This window comes from Armatimonadia bacterium (assembly GCA_039679385.1).
Taxonomy (GTDB): domain Bacteria; phylum Armatimonadota; class Zipacnadia; order Zipacnadales; family JABUFB01; genus JAJFTQ01.
This window is the reverse complement of sequence record JBDKVB010000074.1, coordinates 23,992-45,110: the sequence shown is the minus strand read 5'-3', so window position 1 is coordinate 45,110 and position 21,119 is coordinate 23,992. Positions and strand designations below refer to the sequence as shown.

Below are 21,119 nucleotides of genomic sequence, written 5' to 3'. Positions count from 1 at the left end.
ACCTCACCTGCCTTCGGGCAGGACATGGCCGACTGGCGGCGAACCCTTAGGAGTCAGGAAAACACCTTCGGAGGGTTGCTGATGACTGTTCGGCTGTCAGGTTTCTGCGCTTTGCTGCTCACCATCCCGTGCCTCGCGTCGGCCCAGATCACCACTCGTCTGGGAGCCCTGCCGCCTGCTCTCGAGGAGGGCAAGCCCCTCGCGATCTCGGTGCAGTATGATGTCCCGGCCAAGTTCGGCACGGTCTCCATGCACGTCGAGCTGAAGGACACGAAGGCCGTAGTGCTCCAGTCCTTCTCGCCACAGGTCTCCGGCAAGGGCACGCAGTCCCTGACCTTCACCGTGCCGCTGCGGACCGTGGCCGATCAGATCAGCCTCGCCGTCTGGTACGGCGACGACTGGACCAAGTCCCTCGCGCCCGTAGTGTTCGGGGAGGTAATCCCAGTGCTGACCGAGGCCCAGGCGAGTGACCTTGCTGCTCAGAGCCAGGCCGCCCAGGCCTGGATGGCCCGCATGAAGGACCGTCTTGCCCATGGCCCTGTCCCCGCAATCCTCGACGACGACGTCCCGGGTCTTGACCCTGCGCTGGTGGGGCGTGTCACGGAGCGCATGAAGGCCGCCGGGATGGAGCCCGTGGCCCTGTCCATGGCTGAGATGGCCAATCCTGCCATCCTGACTCCGGCCAATATCTCCTGCCTGGTGCTGACCAACGCTGCGACTTGCCCCGCCGAGGCCGGACCTGCACTCAGTCACTTCGCGGCCCAGGGCGGCAACCTCCTTGCCCTTGGCACACCGGCCTTCCAGCAGGTCGTGCGGCGTGTCGGCGATCGCTGGATGTCCGACCAGGACCTCAGGGCTGCACTGGCCGCCGTGAGACCCGAGAAGGTCCTCTTCGACTTCGAAAGCGGAAACCCCGCCGACTGGAGTCACACCGGCAGCCCCGGCCCCGCAGGCCAGTGGGAGTTCGCTGCCGGTGGCGCCGACGGCACCGGCCATGCCCTGAAGTGCACCGTGCCCAACTTCACCGGCTGGAACACTTTCGTCAGCCCCGCTGTGACGCAGCCCTTCGCCGCGGGCCAGACCCTCACGACCTTCTGGGCGAAGGGTGGCCCGGCAACGACTCAACTGGACGTGGAGTGGACCGAGAAGGACGGCTCGCGCTGGATCGCCGTCGTCCCGCTCACGACCGAGTGGCAGTATTTCGCGCTTGCCCCCGAGGCCTTCGAGTACTGGCATGACAGCACGAGCAAGGGCCGGGGTGGCTCCACTGACAGCTTCCAGCCTGCGAACGCTGCGAAGCTCACCCTGGGACTCGCCAAGACTCACACGCGACTCGGCGATGGGCGGCATGAGTTCTGGGTAGACCAGATCGGCACCGCCCGCAACCCCTACGGGATGACGAAGTTGACCCTCGACATGCCGCCGATGGACGGTCTCGCACCGGCCTACAAGTTCCATCGCGTCACCGAGGCCGCGTCGCTGCGGGTCAGTGACAAGCAGGGGCTGATCTCGCCCGCCGAGTTCCCGGTCCCGCAGGGCCTCATGTCTCTGCAGCCTCGCCCGCAGGGCACCGGCTACAACAAGGACCGCAAGTGGCGCTTCGTGCCCCTGCTCGAGGCCTTCAACAAGCAAGGCGAGGTCTGCGGCACTCCGGCTGCGCTGATCCTCAACCAGGCCGGTGGCGCACCGGGCTCGCAGATCGCCTCCTTCGCACTTCCGGCCTCCAGCTTCGAGAGCCAGGCCCTGCTCGACCTCGTGGCCCAGGTCGCCGTCCGTATGCGTGACCACGTCTTCCTCTTCGAGGGCGGCGCCGAGTACTTCGCCTACTTCCAGGGCGAGGCGGTTAAGCTCGGAGCGCGCCTTGCGGCGACAGGCTCAGCCTCTCCCGCGACCACGGCGAAGCCGGCTGCCGTCAAGTTCTTCGTCACCTCCGACATCGGCACCGAGTTCGAGATGACCGTCGCGCTCAAGGACGGCAAGGCGGAGACCACCTGGAAGCCCGGCCAGTTCGCGAAGAGAACCTACGAGGTCCTCTGCACGCTGGTCGATTCCGGCGGCAACCTGCTCGACATGCTCCGCCATCCGCTCCTGGTCTGGGAGCCCTCACGCGATCCCCAGTTCATGCAGGTCAGCAACGGGCACTTCAACCTGCGGGGCAAGCCCTGGTATGCGCATGGCGTCAACTACATGCCCTCCAGCGGCATCGGCACGGAGGACGGCGAGTACTTCGAGTACTGGATGGGCAGTCAGCCCTACGATCCGGTCATCATCGAGCGCGACCTGCGCCGCGTCGAGGCGATGGGCTTCAACTGCGTCAGCATCTTCTGCTACTACCGCTCCCTGGAGAGCCGCAACCTGCTGGACATCCTCGAGCGCTGCCGACGCCACAACCTGATGGTCAACCTCTCCCTGCGACCGGGCACGCCCCTCGACTTCCGCTGGGACGAGATGAAGGCGCTCCTCCAGACCTACCGGCTGGCGCAGAACGACACGGTCTTCGCCTACGATCTTGGCTGGGAGCCCATGTTCGGCAACTACGCAAAACGCGTCCGCTGGGATGGCGAATGGGAAACCTGGATCCTCCGGCAGTACGGGAGCCTTGCAAGCGCCGAGGCCGACTGGGGCATGCCGGTGCCACGGGCAGAGGGCAAGGTGACCGGTCCCTCCGACGAGCAGTTGACCAAAGAGGGCAAGCACCGAGTCATGGTCTGCGCCTACCGGCGCTTCCTCGATGACCTGCTATCCAAGTACCACAGCATCGCCAACGGTCTGGTGAAGAGCATCGACCCGAATCACTTCACCAGTTTCCGCATGACCCTCGCCGGTGATCCGACGGCGTCGCCGACTTCCTGCGGCTATGACTTCCGGGGCCTCGCCCGGAGTTGCGATATCATGGAGCCCGAAGCCTACGGTCGTCACGGTGCCTGGGAGAACGTGCAGCGTGGTCGCTTCACCGTCGACTATGCGCGCTGCGTGGCACCGGGCCGACCTGTGATGTGGGCCGAGTTCGGCCTCGCACCCTATGGTCCCGATGCCCTCGATGCCTCCCCGCAAGCCCAGGAGGCGACCGCCGACCACTACCGTCTCTTCTACCGCATGGCCCGCGAGTCCGACGCCGACGGCACTGTCTGCTGGTGGTATCCGGGAGGCTACCGCGTCGGGGAGCGCAGCGACTATGGGGTCATCAACGGCGACGGGAGCTGGCGCCCGGTCAGTCGCGTGATCCACGACCAGGCAATCCGCATGACCTCACCGAGACCTTCGCAGCCGGTCGATGAGTGGCTGACCGTCGACCGCGACGCCAGTGTGCGCGGTGTCGCGGGGATGTACGAGTCGGTTGCCCAGCGCTACACCCGCTTGATCAACGCCGGCAAGGCCCCGGGGTTGCGCACCGACGGCTATGGCCTCGACTCGGCAACCGCTCCGCTGATCGCCGTGGGCAATGTCCCGTACCGCCTTCGCGGCAACCCGCACAAGTACCTCAACGCTGAGTTCGACCAGCTCCAGATCCAGGACGCCCAGGGCCGCTACCAGACGGTGACCAAGGGCAGCGTGATCAAGCTCCGCCGGGGCGCGCCGGTCATGGTCCGTGCGATCATCGGCAATCTGGGCGATGCGAAATGGCTGGCCGCCCAGGGACATGGTCAGGTCATCGTGACCTGCGGCGAGGCCTTCACACCGCTGCCTCGCGATGTGCAGCCTCTCGGCACGGTCCGCCTCCAGGACTTCCAGGTCTGCGAGCTGCAGGAGAGCATGGACCTCGTCTTCCAGATGGGTGTGTGGTCTCCTGAGATACTGTTCGGGGAGCAGGTACAGGTGCGGGTGGAGGTTCAGTAGAGCCTGATGCTGCAAGAGGGGTGGAAGCGATGAGACTGTGGCGGCGACGTCCCTTCCCTCCCATCCAGTATGAGGACAGCGACTCTTCGTCGCCTCCGACTCACCGGGCCGATCCGAGACCGGCCTACCTGGGTCGCTGTCCTCGTCTCGACTGCGACGGGAAGTTCGTCGAGATGTTCCTGACCTTCCCTGACTGGGTGCGCTGTCCGCACTGCCAGGAGCGCTTCGCCACCTGCGGCGGACGCATCCTCGACCTGCGCAACGAGACTGTCCAGGGCTCCTCGCTCGTCACCGCCTGGCAACTGCGCTACACCCCCTTCGGTGCGGCGGAGGATGCCCTCGAGCTGAGGTTTTGCAGCCGTGAGCCCGCTCCCCTGCGCCGAGGGAGCTCCTTCGTTGCCCTCGTGGACCTGCAGACCCGTCAGGTCCTGGCACTCACCGAGTTCAACAGGCCCGAAGCGCCCTTGTGGAGATGCTGCGAAGGTGCCCCATGAACCCCCTGCTGCTGGTCAATCCGCGTGCCCGGCTGGTGGAGACGGAGCCTGATCTGGTCCCCCGTCTCGTGCGGTGTCTGGAGATGCACGGGGTGCCCTGCGACCTTCTGGTCACCACGCATCCCGGCCATGCGACCGAGCTGACCCGAGAGGCCGTGCAGCAAGGTCGTCCGGCAGTGATCGTGGCCGGCGGAGACGGCAGCGTCAACGAGGTGGTCAACGGGTTGCTGGGCACCTCGGTTGCGCTCGGCGTCATCCCTCTCGGCACCGGCAATGCTCTCGGCCACTACCTCGGACTGGAACCTGGCGACCTGAAGGCCGCGTGTGGCCTGATCCAGCAGGGCAATCTACGGCCCCTCGACGTGGGTCGGTTCAATGACCGCCACTTCGCGAACATGGCCGGTGTCGGCCTCGATGCGCAGGTAGCCTCGCAGGTCGGGAGGGTCTGGAAGCGCTTGCTCGGCGGCCAGGCCTTCGTGGGCCAGTTCCTGCAGACCGTCTTCAGCCAGCGTCCCTGGCGCTTCTGGGCAACCCTCGACGGGCAGGAGTTGGAGGGTTGCCTGTGGGCCCTCTTTGTGTGCAACAGCTCTCAGTACACCTGGCGGGTGAGCTTCACTCCTCAAGCACAGCCCGATGACGGCCTCCTGGACTTCATCCTCCTCCACGGGTGCCGCCGCGATCAGCTCCTGCGGGTCTCCGCCGAGATCTTTGCTCGCGGGAGATCCGCGGAGCAGCAGCCACACATGCAGGTCCTGCGTGGCAGGAGGCTGGAACTGCGCACAGAGCCGCCGGTGCCTTGGCAGGTTGAGGGTGAGGTCGGTGGCCTCAGCCCCGTGCGTTGTGAGTTGATGCCTGCGGCGATCAAGCTCCTCGGTCCACGGCGATCGAGCGCCGAGCCGGTGAGGTCATGAGGCGAAAATCAGTAACCAGATTATACAAACGAGAACCTTGACAGCGTGCACTGCGTCTGATAGATTGTAATCGCGTGGGGCTCTAGCCCCAATCTCAACCGCGACACGTTGACAGGAGGTGGTAGGTAGCCATGCCAGAGAGTAAAGGCTGCTGTGCCAAGAAGGAAGAGAAGAAAGAGGAGACCAAGAAGTCAGGGTGCGGTTGCGGGTCCAAGAAAAAGTAACGTGAGAGTGAGCGACTGCTCCCGGGCCTGGATCTGAGGCGAGAAAAGCTCAGAAGGAAAAGTGTCTCCTGCCTTCCTGGGCAAGCAGTCTTACAGCGCCGTTCGAAGACGCCCGACGGAGTTCCGTCGGGCGTCTTCGCGTGTGTAGAGGCTCCAAAAGAGGATTCAGTGCAGGGAAGTGCAAGAATCCACCCTTTTTCTTTACAGCATATTGACTCCTTGGAGAGGTCCGTCTAAACTGCCCCAAATCAGGGCTTGTCGCTCTGTATCCGCTTGCTGTGTTGGTCCGGAGGTGACGGTTGATGGCCGAGAAGAAGACGGCGACCGCCAAGAAGGCTACAGCAACGAAGGCTGCGGCACCGGCCAAGAAGCCCGTGGCTGCCGCGAAGGCCGCGGCTCCCGCCAAGAAGGTCGCAGCACCCAAGGCCGCTCCTGCCAAGAAGGAAGTCGCCGCCAAGGCAGCAGCGCCCGCCAAGAAAGCCGCAGCACCGGCCAAGAAGCCCGTAGCCGCCGCCAAGGCTGCAGCTCCCGCGAAGAAGGCCGCGGCTCCGGCGAAGAAAGCCGCTGCACCGAAGGCCGCCGCTGCGAAGAAGCCGGCTGCCAAGAAGAGCGCCTAAGGTCACAGTTGACGGCGCCGGGGCCGAGACTGGCCCCTCCATCATCCATCTCTATCGCCCGTCATCTCACGTCCGGGTCCCGACCCGAACTAATAACGCGTTGCCCCTAGGCCCGGTGAGTGCTCTCTCCGGGCCTCTCCTTTTCCCTGCGCTCTTCCCCTTGGAACACACAACTCGCCTCGCAAAGGTTGTATAATGCCCCTTGACGTGCCGTGGGGTGACCCCAGTGTGAGTTCACCACTGCGATAGAACGCGTTCCAGAGACGAGGCTCTTGACCATGCACGTGCGGTTCGGCGTACCAACTATCGCGGCCATGGCGTTCCTTCTGGCCGCCGCTATGGACACTGCCCTTGCACAGATCGAGTTCCCACCCCTTCCCAATCCGAGCTTCGAGGAGACAGCCGAGGGCGTCCCTGCCACGGGATGGCAGGTCGCAAACTGGGGTCCGGCCGCCTCGAAGAGCTCTGTGTCCCGTGACGATTCCGTCGCCCATCTCGGCGGCGTCTGCCTCCGCACCGAGGCCCAGGACGACCAGGCTCGTCCCGGCGTCTTCATCAAGCTTCCGCTTCCCGCTCAGCGCTACCAACTGCGCTTCTACGCCCGTGCCCAGAAGGGCACCCAGGCCCTGGTGCGAGCCTACCTGGCCGACCACTACGGCCCGGCACGCCTTGTCGGCGAGGACTGGACCGAGATCATCTACCGTTTCACCCTCGAGCGTCCCTTTGCCCAGGGCGAGATCAACCTCCAGAACTTCAGCGGCCGCCCCGGCGTGCTGTGGCTCGATGACCTTGAGCTCAAGGCCCTCCCGCCGGTGACCATAAGCCTGATGCCCGATGCCCGGCCGCAGGATCAGCGTCCCGGGCTCCTCTACGCCTCGGCGAACGTCAACTACCTGCGCGAGCATCCTGCCGACTGGGCCAAGCGCGGATTCACCGGCTTCTTCCTCTCCTATGTCATGCACGACTGGAAGACGGACATCTGGGCTCAGGATGCCAAGCCCGAGAGCCGCGGCGGCGACGACCAGTTCTTCCTGGAGATGCAAAACAGCCTCCGCGAGTGTCGCGATGGCGGCCTTCCCGCCTCCGGGATACAGGTCGGACTGTACTCCCCGCTGCCCGATCCCTATGACGAGGAGTTCTACAGCCTCCTGCGTGAGAACTTCCGCCAGGGAGCCCGTTTCGCTCGGGGTGTCGGCGTGACGCTCATGGCCATCGACACCAAGTACGCCGCCGATGAGTTCAGTTACTCCTGGTCCGGCTATGCCGCCGGCAAGCACACTCGCGATGAGTTCGCTCAGCGCTTCCGGGGACGTTGGCGCGATGTGGGCCGGGCGATCGCCGAGGCCCATCCCCGCCTGCAACTGGCCGTCATGCCCGAGGGCGTCCTCTACTACGGCCCGCTATGGTCCCAGCTCTTCGCCGGGCTCATTGAGGGCTATGCTCTCGGTGGCGGTGAGGGCGACGTGTATCTCCTGTGCGAGGGCACCTTCGACCTGCGTAATCCCGAGCAGATTCGCGATCATGCCGAGCATGTGCGCGCCATGATGGCGTACAACCTCGACGGCGAGGCCGCTACCATCTGGAAGCAGCGTGGCAAGGTCGCTCTCGGTGCCTGGCCGCTGGGGTACTATCGCGCCGTCACCGGTCCCGACGGCAAGCTGCGAGGCTACTCCGGCAAACCCGACCGTTTCGGAGACACCCTCGTCGGTCCCTTCGCCGACAAGAGCGCACGCTATCCCGTCGACCAATTCCGCACCCAACTGGCGGCGCTGCGGACCTTCTCCGACGGCTTCTGCTGGATCTACGGGCACGGCTCAAGCTGGTGGCAGGTAACACCCGAGGACGCCGACCGGTACGCCAAGAAGGTCAACCGCTTCCCGCGTGACAACTACCTGGTGCCGACGGTGTCCAACCTCAAGGACTACTATCAGATCACCTCGGAGCCCCTCGTCCTTGGCTTCACGGGAGAATGAGCATGCAGTCTTGGCGTCGCCGGGTCGCTAAGATCTGGGCCCTTACGTCACTTGCTTCGGGGAGGCCTCTTCTCCCCCTGACCGGCCTCTTGATGCTGACCTTCGCTGCCGCTGCCTGGCCTCAGCAAGTGGGCAACGGCACGCAAGCGGCTCGGATCCAGGAACTGCAGAATGCCGTGATCGCGGTCGACGGGAGCTCCGTCGACCACAACAGCCCGGCATACCGGACCAACTACCCCTTTGCCCTGCTGCAGCTCAAGAAAGCCCGGATGGCCGCCGCTCGAACCTGGTACGTCACCGACAACTCGGTGGAGACCTTCGTCCAGAAGGGCCTTGAAGCTCTGAGCCGTCTGCGCCGAGGGCAGACCTATCAGGCCGAACCCGGCATGCTCAGCGAGTTGGCCTACATCACCGCCAACGACTCCACCGTGCAGCCCTACTACCTGCACCTTCCCGCCAACTACGACCCGGCGAAGAAGTGGCCCCTGATCGTCTTCCTCCACGGGTATGTGCCGACGACTTCCATGCTCGATCCCTGGCTCCTGAGCGAGGCCGTGTGTCAGTTGGCCGAGGACAACGGCTGCATCCTTCTTCTTCCCTACGGTCGCCGCAACACCGACTTCCAGGGCGTCGGCGAGGTCGATGTCCTGGCCTCGACCGAAGAGGTGAAGGCGCTCTACAAGATCGACCCCTCCCGTGTGTACATGAGCGGCGTGTCGATGGGAGGCATGGGTGCGTGGAACATGGCCCTGCGCCACCCGGGGATGTACGCGGCGACGACGCCCATCTCCGGCCAGACCGACATGCACGCCTGGTGGCCGCGAGCGCTCCCCAACTGGCCGACGAGTCGCGACGACCTGGCCCCCTTCCGCCGCGTTCTGGTCGAGTGGGACAACCCCATCGACCTGGTGATGAACGCCCGCAACCAGCCCATGTTCGTGCAGCACGGCGAGCAGGACTCGCTGATTCCCGTCGAGCAGTCCCGCACTATGGTCAGCGCCGCCGCCAAGCTCGGAATCCCGATGAAGCTGTATGAGTTCAAGGGCCAGAACCACTACATCTACTGGGACCTGCCCTGCTTCCGCAATGCCTGGACCTGGACCAAGGACTTCAGCCTGCCCGAGACTCCGCCGCGCCGAGTCACCTACAAGACCTATAGCCTCAACTACGACACGGCCTTCTGGGTGCGCGTGGTCGATCTGATTGAGCCCGCCAAGGCTGCCACGGTCGACTGCCAGGTGAACGCGGATGGTAGCGGGTTCACGCTGAAGACCACCAACGTGCGGCTGGTAGACCTCAAGGTCGATCAGTCGCCGCTGCAGCGCGTCGAGGACTTCGAGGCCGTGGTCAATGGCAAGAAGCAGACCGTCCGCGCGACGGCGAACTGGGACCTGTACGTCCGCTGTGACGGCGTGGAGCAGACCCCGGCGGACTTCCCGCCACACAAGCGCAAGGGCCTGTGCGGACCCGTCGAGGACGTCTTCAACACCGCCTTCCTCCTCGTGGTCGGCACGAGCGGCACCGACGAGCAGAACCAGGCGAATGCCCTCAACGCTCGCAAGTGGAGTGACGAGTGGGATCAGTTCGCCGACGGGGTCCCGCCGCTGAAGATCGACCGTGACGTCACACCGCAGGACCTTGCGACGCGGAATCTGGTCCTGTTCGGCACACCGGCCAGCAACTCGATCCTCAAGCAGATCCAGCCGAAGCTGCCGATCAAGATTGGTGAGCAGGAATACACCGTGGCCGGGGGCACCTACAAGGGCGACGATCTGGGGCTCGTGATGTGCTACCCGAACCCCTTGAACCCTGAGCGCTACGTGGTCATCTACGCGGGCCGACTGTACGGGGAGAAGTGCGGGATCAACCACAAGCACGATTTGGTCCCCGACTTCCTGATCTTCAACTGCCACCGCTTCAACTACGACGACACGAACGAGCATGAGGTCGCGGGCTACTTCGGGATGGACTGGCAACTGAACACGGCCTCGACCTGGGTGCGCGATCCCCGGTAGCCGTCCGCCTTTGCGCGAGGGAGGCACACATCGTGAAGCTGGGCCTTATCAGCGATACGCACGGGAATCTGCAGGGCTGGGAGCGGGCCTGGGAGCTGGCCCTTCACGACGCCGACGTCATCTTCCACTGCGGCGATCTGCTCTATCACGGCCCAAAGTTCAAGCCGGTGGAGGCCTACGATCCGAAGGCCCTGGCCGAGGCGATCAACGCGGTCCCGCAGCCTCTGCTGATTGCACGAGGCAATGCAGACTCCGAGGTCGATCAGTTGGTCCTGCAGGTGCCCATCCAGCAGCCCTACGTCTTCGCGCAGGTGGAGGGCGTCCGCATCCTCGCCACCCATGGCCACCTCTTCAGCCCCGACGACCTCGAAGCGCTGTGCCTCCGCTGGGGCGTTCAGTACCTGCTCACCGGCCACACGCATGTGCCGACGATCCGCCCTCTGGGCACCTGCACCCACATCAACCCGGGCACGGTCACCTATCCTCTCAGCAGCGAGGAAAGCAAACGTCGTCCCACCTGCGGCGTGATCGAGGGGGACGACGTGTATCTGCTTGACCTCGGAACGGGCGAACGGTTGAGCGTGTAGGGCTAGCTCTTCATCCCCAGCAACCGCAACAGGTTGCCGCTCAGAATCCCCTGCTTCTGCTCCTCCGTGAAGGGCAGGCGGTTGACCCCGGCTATGCCCTGTGACTGCGGCTGCCAGGGGAAGTCGCTGCCCCAGAGGATCCTCTCAGGCCCGTGGTTCCTGATGATCCGCCCGACCTGCTCATCGCTGCAGATGTCGAAGACGTAGGAGGCATCGAACACCAGGTCCTCACCCACGAGGTACTTCTCCACGTCGTCCCACAGCCCCGAGGCCCCGAGATGTGCAACTATGAGACGCACCTGCGGAAAGCGCCGGTGGAGGTTCCGCACGCGTTCCGGCGTGGGTTGCACTTCGGGAAGCGGGATGATCTCGTTGCCGCCGTGCAGCAACACGATCAGCCGGTCGCCGATGCACTCGAACATCGCCAGCGTCCGCGGGTCGTCCAGTCGGTAGCCCTGGAAGTACGGCTGTAGCTTGATGCCCTTCACGCCGGCGTCGAGGAGCCGCTGGATCTCCGTCTCCATGTCCTCGTAGTAGGGATGCATTGCCCCGAAGGGCACCAGCCGCTCCTGGCCCAGACTCAGCAGCCAGTCGTTGATGGACTGCACCTGCGATGGCTTGGTGGCAACGGATACCGCCAGGGCCTTGTCGACCCCGCAGGCATCCATATGGGCAAGCAACCCGTCGGCCGTTGCTCGACCGACGGGTTCGACACCGTACCCGGCGCTCAGCGACACCATGGCACGGTCGACCAGACCCTCCGGGAAGATATGGGTGTGGCAGTCAAAGATCATGGCACTTCAGCGTTCCCCCGGTCTCAGCCCCGCATATAGAGTCGCACGGGGCCGATCAGGCCGGACCGCAGGCTCTCTCGCATCATGGGCAAGGACCGCTCGTAGTAGGTGTTGAACCATCCTTTGCGCTGAGCTTCCTCCACTGCGAGCGGCGAAGCGACCTGATTAGCCAGCGTATTGCTGACCTCCACCCGCAGCAGATTGTCGTGCTCGCGCAGTTGGTGCCCGACCTCCAGCACATAGGGTCGCCACAGGCAGGGAGCCAACTCGGTGCCGTTTAGCACCACACGCGCAGCGTAGCACACCTCGCCCAGGTCAAGGAAGACCTCCTCCCCCAGATACTCCGCTGCAACCGTGAAGCTGTACTCGTACGCGATGGTGCCGCTGAACTCCCCCAGCTCGAAGTCGCCCCAGGAACCAAGGTGCGTCGGCGGCTTGACGGAGGGTTGCCGGGTCACCCGAACATCGCCCCCGGTCAGTTCATACTGCTCGACAATCCTGATGGTGTCCGGCTCATCCAGGGCCTCAAGAATGACCTCCAGTTCGGGATGGCGTGGCTTGGGCTCCAGTTCGGAGGTGGCTTCCGGAGCTTCCGACTTCGGCACCAGCACCAAGATGGCGCTCTCACCGGGTCGCAGTCGCAGCCGCGTCCGCGTGATCTCCGAGATCTCCTCATGGACGGCCAAAAGATGAGCGGCTCCATCCACCGGGTACCAGCGCTCCAGGAGGCTCGGAACCTCGCTCACGACCTCCATGGTCACCTCGAGCGGCTCCTGGCTCTCGTTCATCGCGAAGGCCACCTGCAGCGGGTCAAGGTCGCGAACCATCACACGCAGGTCGGGCTCGACCCCGGCGGCCTGAAGACTGAACCGCCCCACACGCAAGGCCAGGACTCGTGCCAGGCGCCCGATCTCCTCTTCGGGCACCCTCAGCACCACCTTGTCCGCGGTGACGGCCGCCGGGAAGGCGTCCATGCTCCGGGGCATCGCAAGACCTGCGGCCAGTCCATCCCAGCGCGCTGCCTCATCCAGACCTCCACGAGTGTCTCCGGCCGGCAGCTCGCTCTCGGCCGTCAGGTCCATGGGTACCGAGACTGCCTCCAGCCGGTTGGCGGCGGCCTCATACTGCCGATCGGTCCCGTAGTCGCTGCATCGGGCAGGCACGTCTCCCAGGAAGACCACGCGTCCACCTTGCTCGTACAACTGCCCGAGTCTGTTCAGCACCCCAAGCGGCAGATAGCCCGTGTCGGGAAGGATGATGGTTGAGTAGTTCTCACCGGGTGTCTCCAGCGCGCCCTCGGAAACCGTCCCGGACTCGATGGCCCGCGCGTCGATGAAGTCGAAGGACACCTGCTCCTCGTTGAGCGCCCGGGTGACGAGCTGCAGCGACCGCCACGTCTGCTGTGCGGCCTCAGAGTCCAGGTCGGCCCAGACACCCTCGATGGGGTAGTACACGGCGGTGTCGGCCAGCGAGATGCCCCGGCGAAGGATCGCGCACAGTCGGCCCACGTAATCCGCAAACCCTTGGTACAACTTCCACTGCGGGCTGCCCGGACCGAGTTGATCCTGCGTGCGGTAGACCCTGCCCTCACTGGTGTCGTAGCTGTACGCCATCGGCGCGATCAGGTTGATGCCCCGCAGGCACTGGTAGTCGACCAGCCACCGCATTTGCTCGTAGGTCAGCCCGGCGCCGTACACGCCGTTCGTCTCCGTGATGACCAGGTTGTCGAAGGGGCTGTCCTCCTCCGGCGACCCTCCCTGTCCGGGTCGCTGATGAGCCGCCGACGCCGCAAACTGCGGGAAGCCGAAGTTGTCCTTGCCCCAGAAGAGCTGTCGCCAGATCGTGTCGACGCCTGGCGAGTGCAGCGACCCCGCCGTCTTGAAGTAGTGCCCGAAGCCATGCCGCGCGTGGTCGAGGAGGTTGTCTTCGCCCCCCACATGCCCGGTGTGAATCAGTTGGTGATCCTCACACCAACGGTTGATCTGCAGCCAGTAGGCCTCCTGGTACAGGTCCGTCCAGACATCGTAGAAGGCGCATCGCATCTGCCCCACAACAGCCGGGTCAAGGCTTGCCGGCACCTGTGCACCGACGGCCTCGCGGCTGAACAGCGCCGGAAGGAAGGGCCGCAGGTCGAAGCCCTTGCGCGACTGGAAGGCCTCCAGCATGTCGTCGGTCCAGGGGATCTCGCCGCTTCCCACTCGTCCCGCCACCGAGGGCTCGTCGGTGAAGAGGCCCGGGATCGTGTTGCCGAAGTACTCACCCACGACCTGGGCATAGCGCTCGTGGGTCACGTCGATGAACCGGCGCACCATCGCAGGGCTCAGCAGGTTCGTGCGCCCCTCGACGCGCCGAATCACGAAGGCCAAGACCTCCCCGCAGTCCTCAGGCACGACGGCCCCATCGCTGCCGTCCAGTAGTTGCGGCGGCTTCCCCTCGAAGACCGCGAACCAGGCTACGGTGTCCACGTCCGACGGTAGCTGTTCCCCGGCCGAGACCTCGAGGCGACGGCAGGATAGCACCTGGGCGCGATGCTCCGGGTGGCCTTCGAGCACCTTCCCCTGGGCGGTCCCACTCGGCCAGCCTCCCTCATCGTACAACCACGCGTACAGGCCATGCTTCACAGCCGCTTCGACGGCCCAGCGAACGGCTTCGAAGTACCCGTCGGAGAGATAGTTGGGTGAGATCCCCTTCACGAAGTCTTTCAGCCGGAAGTTCTCACCCATCGGATGGATGAAGAACCCGCCGCAGCCCTTCTGGGCCATATCCGCAACCTGTGCCTCGATCTGCTCGCGGTCTAGTTCGCCGTTCCAGATCCAGAACAGCATTGGCCGGTAGTGAGCCGGCGGGTCTGTGAAGGTAGCAAGAACCTCGTTGTAGGAGTGATGCATGGGATCGCCCCCAGGGTAGTATCTGGTAGCTGCCAAACGAAAACTCAGAGGACCTTTCGCGGGCGAGGCCCGGTTTCCTGCCTCACGAAAACTCACCCTTTGCGGGGTTTACAGCCCCAGGGGGTTCTGCTATACTACGACCTGCCGGGCGCTTAGTTCAGGGGAAGAACGCCACCTTGACACGGTGGAGGCCAGTGGTTCAAATCCACTAGCGCCCACCATCCCTGACAAACCTGTGGGCCATGTCTTCGCGGCATGGCCCCTTTTGTTTTGCCCCGTGCTTCCGCAGCCCCAGGTCCTCCGCGAGCCAGCCGACCCTCCTTCGCTCTCCCGCAAATGGTTACATCCTGCAGGGATGAATCGCCCTCCCTACGTTGAACTCTTGGTCTCAGGCGGCGTCCTTGGAACAAATCACGGGGAACTTCCATCGCGTACGATTGTCTGCAAGAGCCAGACCGCGGTGTGCAGTGGCGCGTGAGAGCTGACCTCTCGCCGTTCTCCTCGGTTGGGCGGGGCCCTCGACGTTTGCCCCGGCTGTGTCGTGGCCGCTAGTCGGAGGTCATCTGGTCGCAGAGCCGGCCTGACCTGGTCGGTGTCGCACACATCCTAGTTCGCCACATCCAGCGTCCAGGAGGAAGAAGATGCGCAAAGGTTTCACGCTCATTGAGTTGCTGGTTGTGATTGCGATCATCGCAATCCTCGCGGCCATCCTGTTCCCCGTGTTCTCCCGGGCTCGCGAGAAGGCCCGTCAGTCCAACTGCGTATCGAACGTGAAGCAGATCATGCTCGGCGGCCTCATGTATGCGCAGGACTATGACGAGCTCTTTGTGCCCTCTGAGACCAACTCCACCACTCCGTGGACTGACCTCATGAAGCCCTATGTGAAGAACTCCCAGATCTTCAAGTGCCCGAGCTTCCGTGGCAACGGCGCAGCCACCGTCATTGGCTATGGCATCAACCTCGCGCACGATGGCACCGGCGGCACCAACCCCTCGCCCGCAGGGCAGTCGTTGGCGATGGTCGAGGACTCCTCCACGGTCATCGGCTTCGCTGAGATCGAGGGCGACACCACTGCCGGCCCCTGGGCCGTCACCATGGCAACCAGCGCCCACGGGTTCTCGCTGAAGGATTTCAGCGCGAAGGCCTCTGAGCGCCACAATGATGGCTCCAACTACGGCTTCATGGACGGCCATGCCAAGTGGTACAAGCCCTCGGCTGTGAAGTGCTCCGCCACTGAATGCTGGTGGCAGTGCTACTAGTACCAGGGCTGACGCACCGCCCTTTTCGGCTACCAACAACGGGCCAGGACGCGAGGGTGTCCTGGCCCGCGTGTCTCTCGTGATATGACTACCGAGCGTGGGCTATACGTCCACTTTCCCTATTGCCGGCGCAAGTGCGCTTACTGCGACTTCAATTCGGGTGTGGCCTCAGACGCAGAGCGCCATCTCTATCTGCAGGCGCTCGCAGCCGAGATTGCGCAGTCGCCGCCGCTGCCGATCTCGACCGTCTACTTCGGGGGCGGTACTCCAACCCTCTATGAGGCGCAGGAACTGGCGGGCGTCCTGGAAGCCTTGCGAGGTCACTTCGCCATCGCAGCCGACGCTGAGATCACCGTCGAGGCCAACCCGGGAACGGTCGCCCTCGCTTCCTTGCGTCTCCTGCGTCAGGCGGGCTTCAATCGCCTGAGCCTGGGAGTGCAGTCGCTCGACGACACTGAACTGCGGCTCCTCGGCCGCGTCCATACCAGTACGGAAGCGCGAGAGGCTATTGCGGCAGCGCGCGAATCGGGCTTTGACAACCTGTCCCTTGACCTCATGCGCGGGCTGCCCGGCCAGACCGCCAGTCAGTGGGAGAGCGTGCTGACCCAGGCCGTGGCCCTGTCGCCGAACCACCTCTCGGTCTACGGGCTGATTCTGGAGCCCGATACGCCCCTGCGTGAGCAGGTGGAGGCCGGTCTCCTGCCCACGCCGGAGGAAGAGGACGCGGCCGACTGGATCAGGTGGACGGTCGACGCCCTGGCCGAAGCCGGCTATGAGCGCTACGAGATCTCGAACTACGCGCAGCCTGGCCATCGGTGCCGCCACAACCTCCTCTACTGGCGCGACGGCGAGTACGTCGGCCTGGGTGCCGGAGCGGTCAGTTACCTCTCCGGCGAGCGTCGCCGTAACCTGGTGAAGGCGACGGACTACCTGGCGGCGGCGCTGGAGCAACGGGGCCTGGTAGCCGACTCCGAGCGCCTCGATCCGGACACGGCTTGCGGCGAGGCGGTCATGCTCGGCTTGAGAACCACGGAGGGCATTGCACCGCAGGAGCTGACCCGACGCTTCGGCGTTGACCTGCGTCAGCGTCACAAGGACCTCATCGCCCGACTGGTGGCTGGAGGTCTCATGCTTGACGACGGAGTGCGCCTCCGACTAACATTCGAAGGTATGCTGGTGCAAAGCGCCATCGCCTGTGAGTTCCTTCCGTGACGCACCAGAGGCTGCACCGGAAGGACTTCATGAGGCGAAGGGCGAATAGTGGCGTATGTAGCGGTCGGGTGCGTGTCCGATCGGCTGTCTTGGTGGTGCCGCCCGCTGTGCGGGCGCACAATGCGTTGGAGACCCAGAGGTGAAGGCCATGACGTCAAGAGCGATCATGCGATCCATCCTCGTTACGGCGATGCTTGCGGTGCTGACCTGTTGTGCCTTCGCCGACACAGCGGTGCTGTATCAGGGCAAGGCCGATGCGGGCAAGCTGAGCCCCTGGGGCAACGGCAAGGTCCAGGTGTCCTCGAGCTTCAACTACCAGAGCACCGCAGCGATTGAGGTCGACAGCCGCGGGTACTATGAGGGTGGCTACCTGAGCGTGGAGCCCGCCCTTGACCTCGCTCCCTACCTGAACGCGCCGACCCGCAGCTACCTGATCGCGCGGGTCAAGCTCGAAGCCTCGGCGGGTGTCTCCGGTGGCGGCGGGATGGGCGGCCCCTTTGGCGGCTTTGGCGGCGGCCAGGGCATGGGTCCTGGTGGCGGTCAGGGCATGGGTCCCGGCGGCGGCCAGGGTGGCTTCGGTGGCGGCCAGGGCGGTTTCGGTGGTCGGCGTGGCCGACGGCAGCGCGGGGGCGGCGAAGGTGGCGGCGGAATGGACCAGGGCGCCCTGCCCGGCAACTCCAAGGACCTCACCAACTACGCCCAATACTACGGCCTTCCGGGTCTGCCCGGTATGGGCGGTATGGGTGGTAGCTCCTCCGGCGGAAGCATGGAGATGCCCTCCCAGATGCCTGGTGCTACCGGCATGCCCGGTGGTATGTTCATGCCGGGCTTCGGCATGGGTATGGGCATGGGCCGTGGCTCCTCCGAGCCGGTCAAGCCCCTGGAGAGCGCACGGATCGCCCTCGTAACCGACAAGGGCCAGTTGGACGCCGGCTCCTTCCTGGTGTCCTCGCTGACCAAGGACAACGACTGGGGCGAGATCAAGGTCCCCTTCGCCAACCTCAAGGGCAAGGGCGGCGCAGCGGGTGCGAAGCTCATCGGCGTGGTCATCACCGGCAACTCCGTCGGCAAGGTCTATCTCGGCATGCTCCAGATCACCAGCGGGTAGGGCACTGCCCATCCCGCTCAGACGCGAGGAACACGAGGCCTCCATTGTAGCCGGAGGCCTCTTTTCGTGCCGGGCCGGCGACCGGACCTTACCCCCACAGTCCCGACTGCCGGCACCTACCGCAACAACGCTGATCTGCTGAGGGTGCAAGCTCAATGGGACTGTGCCTGCATGGCGCGACACTGGTTGATCCTGCGACCGGTCGAACTGAGGCCGCAGACTGCTGGCTAAGCGACGGCCGAATCCTCGGCCTCGGTCCGCAGCCTGAGCCCGGCGACTGGGATACCGTGGATGTGACCGGGCTGGTCGTCTGCCCCGGGCTCATCGACGTCCACGTCCACCTGCGCGAGCCTGGTCAGGAGCACAAGGAGACCATCGCGACCGGCACGGCAGCGGCGATCGCCGGAGGCTTTACCACCCTCTGCTGCATGCCGAACACCACGCCGCCGGTGGACCGATCGAAGCGAGTAGCCGACCTGCTGGGCCGGATCAGCGCCGATGCCCGCTGTCGCGTGCTGCCTATCGGTTGCGCGACTCTCGATGGCTCAGCCGATCGGCTGTCCGACTTCGCCGGGCTCCTGTCCGCGGGCTGCGTCGCCATCTCAGATGACGCGGTGCCGATTCAGAGCCCGGAGGTTGCCACCGAGGCGGTGAAGCAGGCCTCAGAAGCCTCGGCGCTCTTCGTGGCCCACTGCGAAGACAAGCAGGTGAGCGCCAACGGAGCGATCAGCGCAGGTGCCGTCAGCCGCGACCTCGGTGTAACCGGGCAGGACCCGCGCTCCGAGGTTCTGGGGTTGCGTCTCTGGGCACAGGCGGCCACCGACCAGGGCAAGCCCTTCCGGCTGCACGTGGCCCATGCAAGCACCGAAGCCCTGGTTCAGGAAGTGCGAAGGCTGCGGGACGAGGCGGCATCCCTGCACTTGTCCGTCGAAACCGCGCCCCACTACTTCGCCCTCACTGAAGAGGCCGTCCGCGAGCAGGGGGCCAACGCCAAGATGAACCCGCCTTTGCGCACCGAGCGGGACCGACGGGCGGTCCGCCAGGCAATCCTCGACGGCACGATCCAGATCATCGCCACCGACCATGCTCCCCACAGCTCCGAGGAGAAGGGTAAGGGGCTTCAGGAGGCGCCCTGGGGGATCGTCGGCCTTGAGACGGCGCTGGGAGTGACCCTCACGGAGCTGGTGCACACCGGGGACATGACGCTTCCGGCGGCCCTGGCCCTGATGACCTGCAACCCGGCACGCCTCTTCGGCCTTCGGTCTGCAGAGGGTCTCCCGCTCGGGGTCTTGCAGGTCGGCGCCGCCGCCGACCTCACCCTTCTGGACCCCGACAAGGAGTGGGTTGTCGACCCCTCCAGCTTCCGCTCGAAGGGTCGCAATACGCCCTTCGCAGGCAGGCGACTGCGAGGCAGAAGCTGGGGAGTCTGTGTCGGTGGGCGGCTAGTAACGAACGACGGTGACCAGACTCTTGCAGTATAGGGCGATGAGTGAGTAGCCCTGCGATTTTGCCCCTTATGCGACCAAGGCTCCGCTTGCACGGGGCTCCAGGGGCGACTATAATTGTGACATTCTACGCGTTGGCAGGTTCATACAGAAAGACGCAGGCAGCCGTGGCGCAGTGGATGTAAGTTGGGCCGGGGTAGCTTGGTGTCTGCATGATTGAGCGTCCCTTCAGTCGGGCACACGCAGCCATTGTCGGGTGAGGGCTGCAAGCGCGGTCAGGTACGAGTGAGGCGATCGTCAAGTGCGTAAGCCGGCATTGCTGGCTCTCGAAGACGGGACGGTGTTCGAAGGCACCTCCTTCGGCGCCGAGGGTGAGAACAGCGGCGAGGTCGTGTTCAACACGGGCATGACCGGCTATCAGGAAGTTCTCACCGACCCCTCCTATCGGGGCCAGATCGTAACCATGACTTACACGCAGATGGGGAACTACGGGGTCAACCTCGCAGACGTCGAGTCCTGGCGCCCGTGGGTCGAGGGCTTTGTGGTTCGCGAGGCCTGCGAGATCCCCAGCAATTGGCGCAGCACCCAGAGTCTGGGCGACTACCTGCGCGAGAACAACATCCTTGGCATAGAGGGCATCGACACGCGGATGCTCACTAAGCACCTGCGGACCCACGGGGCCAAGATCGGTGTGCTCTCCACGGTTGACCTTGATCCGGACAGCCTGACTGAGAAGGCTCGCCAGGCGCCGAAGATCGTCAACCTCGACCTCGCCCAGGACGTCACCTGCGAGCGTGTCCGCGAGTGGGGCAAGGAAGGCTACCGGGAGTTCCACCCTGAGGCTCCACGACTCGCCTTGGGAATGGGCGCGGACCACGAGCAGCGCACCTGGTCACACGAAGACGTGCGACCTCGCGTCGTCATCATCGACCTCGGGGTCAAGCAGAACATCCTACGCCAGCTCTACAGCCACGGGTTCCAGGTGATCGTGGCCCCGGCGAAGACTTCGGCCTCCGAGATCCTTGACCTGGATCCCGACGGCGTCGTCGTCTCGAATGGACCGGGCGATCCCGACCCGATCACCTACGCCATCGAAGCGACCCGTGAGCTGGTCGGCAAGGTCCCGCTGTTCGGCATCTGTTTCGGCCAGCAGATTCTTGCTCTCGCCCTCGGCGGCCGCACCTACAAGCTGAAGTTCGGACACCGGGGTGTAAACCACCCGGTAATGAACCTGAGGACCGGCAGTGTCGAGATCACCACGCAGAACCACGGCTTCTGCGTAGACTTGGACTCGCTCAAAGACACCGGGATGGAGCAGACGCACACCAACCTCAACGACAACACGCTGGAGGGCATGCGGCACCGCGAGTTGCCCATCTTCTCCGTCCAGTACCATCCCGAGGCGGGACCTGGTCCGCATGACTCCCGCTATCTGTTCGACGAGTTCCGAGCGGACATCAACGCCTTCCGTGGCTGGGGATAGGCGCAACCGGCCTCCGGTGGCCGGCAACTGATCCCCTGATGCAGACAATCTAGCGTGCAGCACCTGTGGCTGTGGGGTAGCGTCCGGGCTTCCGGGCCGTGCACAGGGTGTGTGCGAGCGCTGCGATGTATACAAGTTCCGACGAACACATTCGCCACCTCAGACCGAGGCTGCGCACCCGAACGATCCTGTTTGGTGTGCTGCTCTGCCTATTCGCGGTTGTGCTGCTTCTCGCAAGTCGGCAGGTTGCTCTCACCAAGACCGGTTTGCCG

14 protein-coding genes and 1 tRNA gene are annotated in these 21,119 nt (G+C 64.7%); 13 read left to right on the top strand and 2 right to left on the bottom strand.

The genetic code is table 11. The features are described from left to right. The first annotated feature begins 81 nt into the window (after positions 1-81). The 7 genes from ABFE16_08885 (at position 82) to yfcE (ending at position 10,658) form a co-directional block, all read left to right on the top strand. Positions 82-3,837, top strand: a complete 3,756-nt coding sequence (locus ABFE16_08885) for a hypothetical protein (GenBank protein ID MEN6345410.1) — start codon at positions 82-84, stop codon at positions 3,835-3,837. Positions 3,838-3,866: 29 nt separating this feature from the next. Further along, a complete protein-coding gene (locus ABFE16_08880) occupies positions 3,867-4,331 on the top strand; it encodes a hypothetical protein (GenBank protein ID MEN6345409.1) in 465 nt (154 codons plus the stop codon). Continuing rightward, positions 4,328-5,242, top strand: coding sequence for a diacylglycerol kinase family protein (locus ABFE16_08875; GenBank protein ID MEN6345408.1), 915 nt, complete (start codon positions 4,328-4,330; stop codon positions 5,240-5,242). The genes ABFE16_08880 and ABFE16_08875 overlap by 4 nt, the downstream gene beginning before the upstream one ends. A 526-nt stretch (positions 5,243-5,768) precedes the next feature. Then, positions 5,769-6,083 (top strand): hypothetical protein, encoded by a 315-nt coding sequence (locus ABFE16_08870; GenBank protein MEN6345407.1) that lies wholly within the window; start codon positions 5,769-5,771, stop codon positions 6,081-6,083. 278 nt (positions 6,084-6,361) lie between these two features. Next, on the top strand, positions 6,362-8,056 hold the full coding sequence (locus tag ABFE16_08865) for a hypothetical protein (GenBank protein ID MEN6345406.1): 1,695 nt from the start codon (positions 6,362-6,364) through the stop codon (positions 8,054-8,056). Positions 8,057-8,058: 2 nt separating this feature from the next. Continuing rightward, positions 8,059-10,071 carry a prolyl oligopeptidase family serine peptidase gene (locus ABFE16_08860; GenBank protein MEN6345405.1) on the top strand — a complete coding sequence of 671 codons (2,013 nt, stop codon included), beginning with the start codon at positions 8,059-8,061 and terminating at the stop codon, positions 10,069-10,071. 32 nt (positions 10,072-10,103) lie between these two features. Beyond that, positions 10,104-10,658, top strand: coding sequence for a phosphodiesterase (gene yfcE / locus ABFE16_08855; GenBank protein ID MEN6345404.1), 555 nt, complete (start codon positions 10,104-10,106; stop codon positions 10,656-10,658). 2 nt (positions 10,659-10,660) lie between these two features. On the opposite strand, the gene ABFE16_08850 is transcribed toward yfcE, so the two are convergent. Together ABFE16_08850 and ABFE16_08845 are read right to left on the bottom strand one after the other, a co-directional pair. Continuing rightward, positions 10,661-11,452, bottom strand: coding sequence for an amidohydrolase family protein (locus ABFE16_08850; GenBank protein MEN6345403.1), 792 nt, complete (start codon positions 11,450-11,452; stop codon positions 10,661-10,663). A gap of 23 nt (positions 11,453-11,475) precedes the next feature. Further along, on the bottom strand, positions 11,476-14,340 hold the full coding sequence (locus ABFE16_08845; GenBank protein MEN6345402.1) for a hypothetical protein: 2,865 nt from the start codon (positions 14,338-14,340) through the stop codon (positions 11,476-11,478). 146 nt (positions 14,341-14,486) lie between these two features. Here ABFE16_08845 and ABFE16_08840 point away from each other — a divergent pair. From ABFE16_08840 to carA, 6 genes are all read left to right on the top strand, one after another. Beyond that, positions 14,487-14,561, top strand: a tRNA-Val gene (locus ABFE16_08840). Between the two features lie 420 nt (positions 14,562-14,981). Beyond that, positions 14,982-15,599, top strand: coding sequence for a prepilin-type N-terminal cleavage/methylation domain-containing protein (locus tag ABFE16_08835; protein MEN6345401.1), 618 nt, complete (start codon positions 14,982-14,984; stop codon positions 15,597-15,599). Positions 15,600-15,683: 84 nt separating this feature from the next. Next, entirely contained in the window at positions 15,684-16,811 is a 1,128-nt protein-coding gene (gene hemW, locus ABFE16_08830) for a radical SAM family heme chaperone HemW (GenBank protein MEN6345400.1), read from the top strand. A gap of 148 nt (positions 16,812-16,959) precedes the next feature. Beyond that, positions 16,960-17,919, top strand: coding sequence for a hypothetical protein (locus ABFE16_08825; protein MEN6345399.1), 960 nt, complete (start codon positions 16,960-16,962; stop codon positions 17,917-17,919). Between the two features lie 155 nt (positions 17,920-18,074). Then, on the top strand, positions 18,075-19,400 hold the full coding sequence (locus ABFE16_08820; GenBank protein ID MEN6345398.1) for a dihydroorotase: 1,326 nt from the start codon (positions 18,075-18,077) through the stop codon (positions 19,398-19,400). Between the two features lie 265 nt (positions 19,401-19,665). Continuing rightward, complete coding sequence (gene carA, locus ABFE16_08815) at positions 19,666-20,847, top strand: glutamine-hydrolyzing carbamoyl-phosphate synthase small subunit (protein ID MEN6345397.1); 1,182 nt, start codon at positions 19,666-19,668, stop codon at positions 20,845-20,847. Positions 20,848-21,119: the final 272 nt, after the last annotated feature.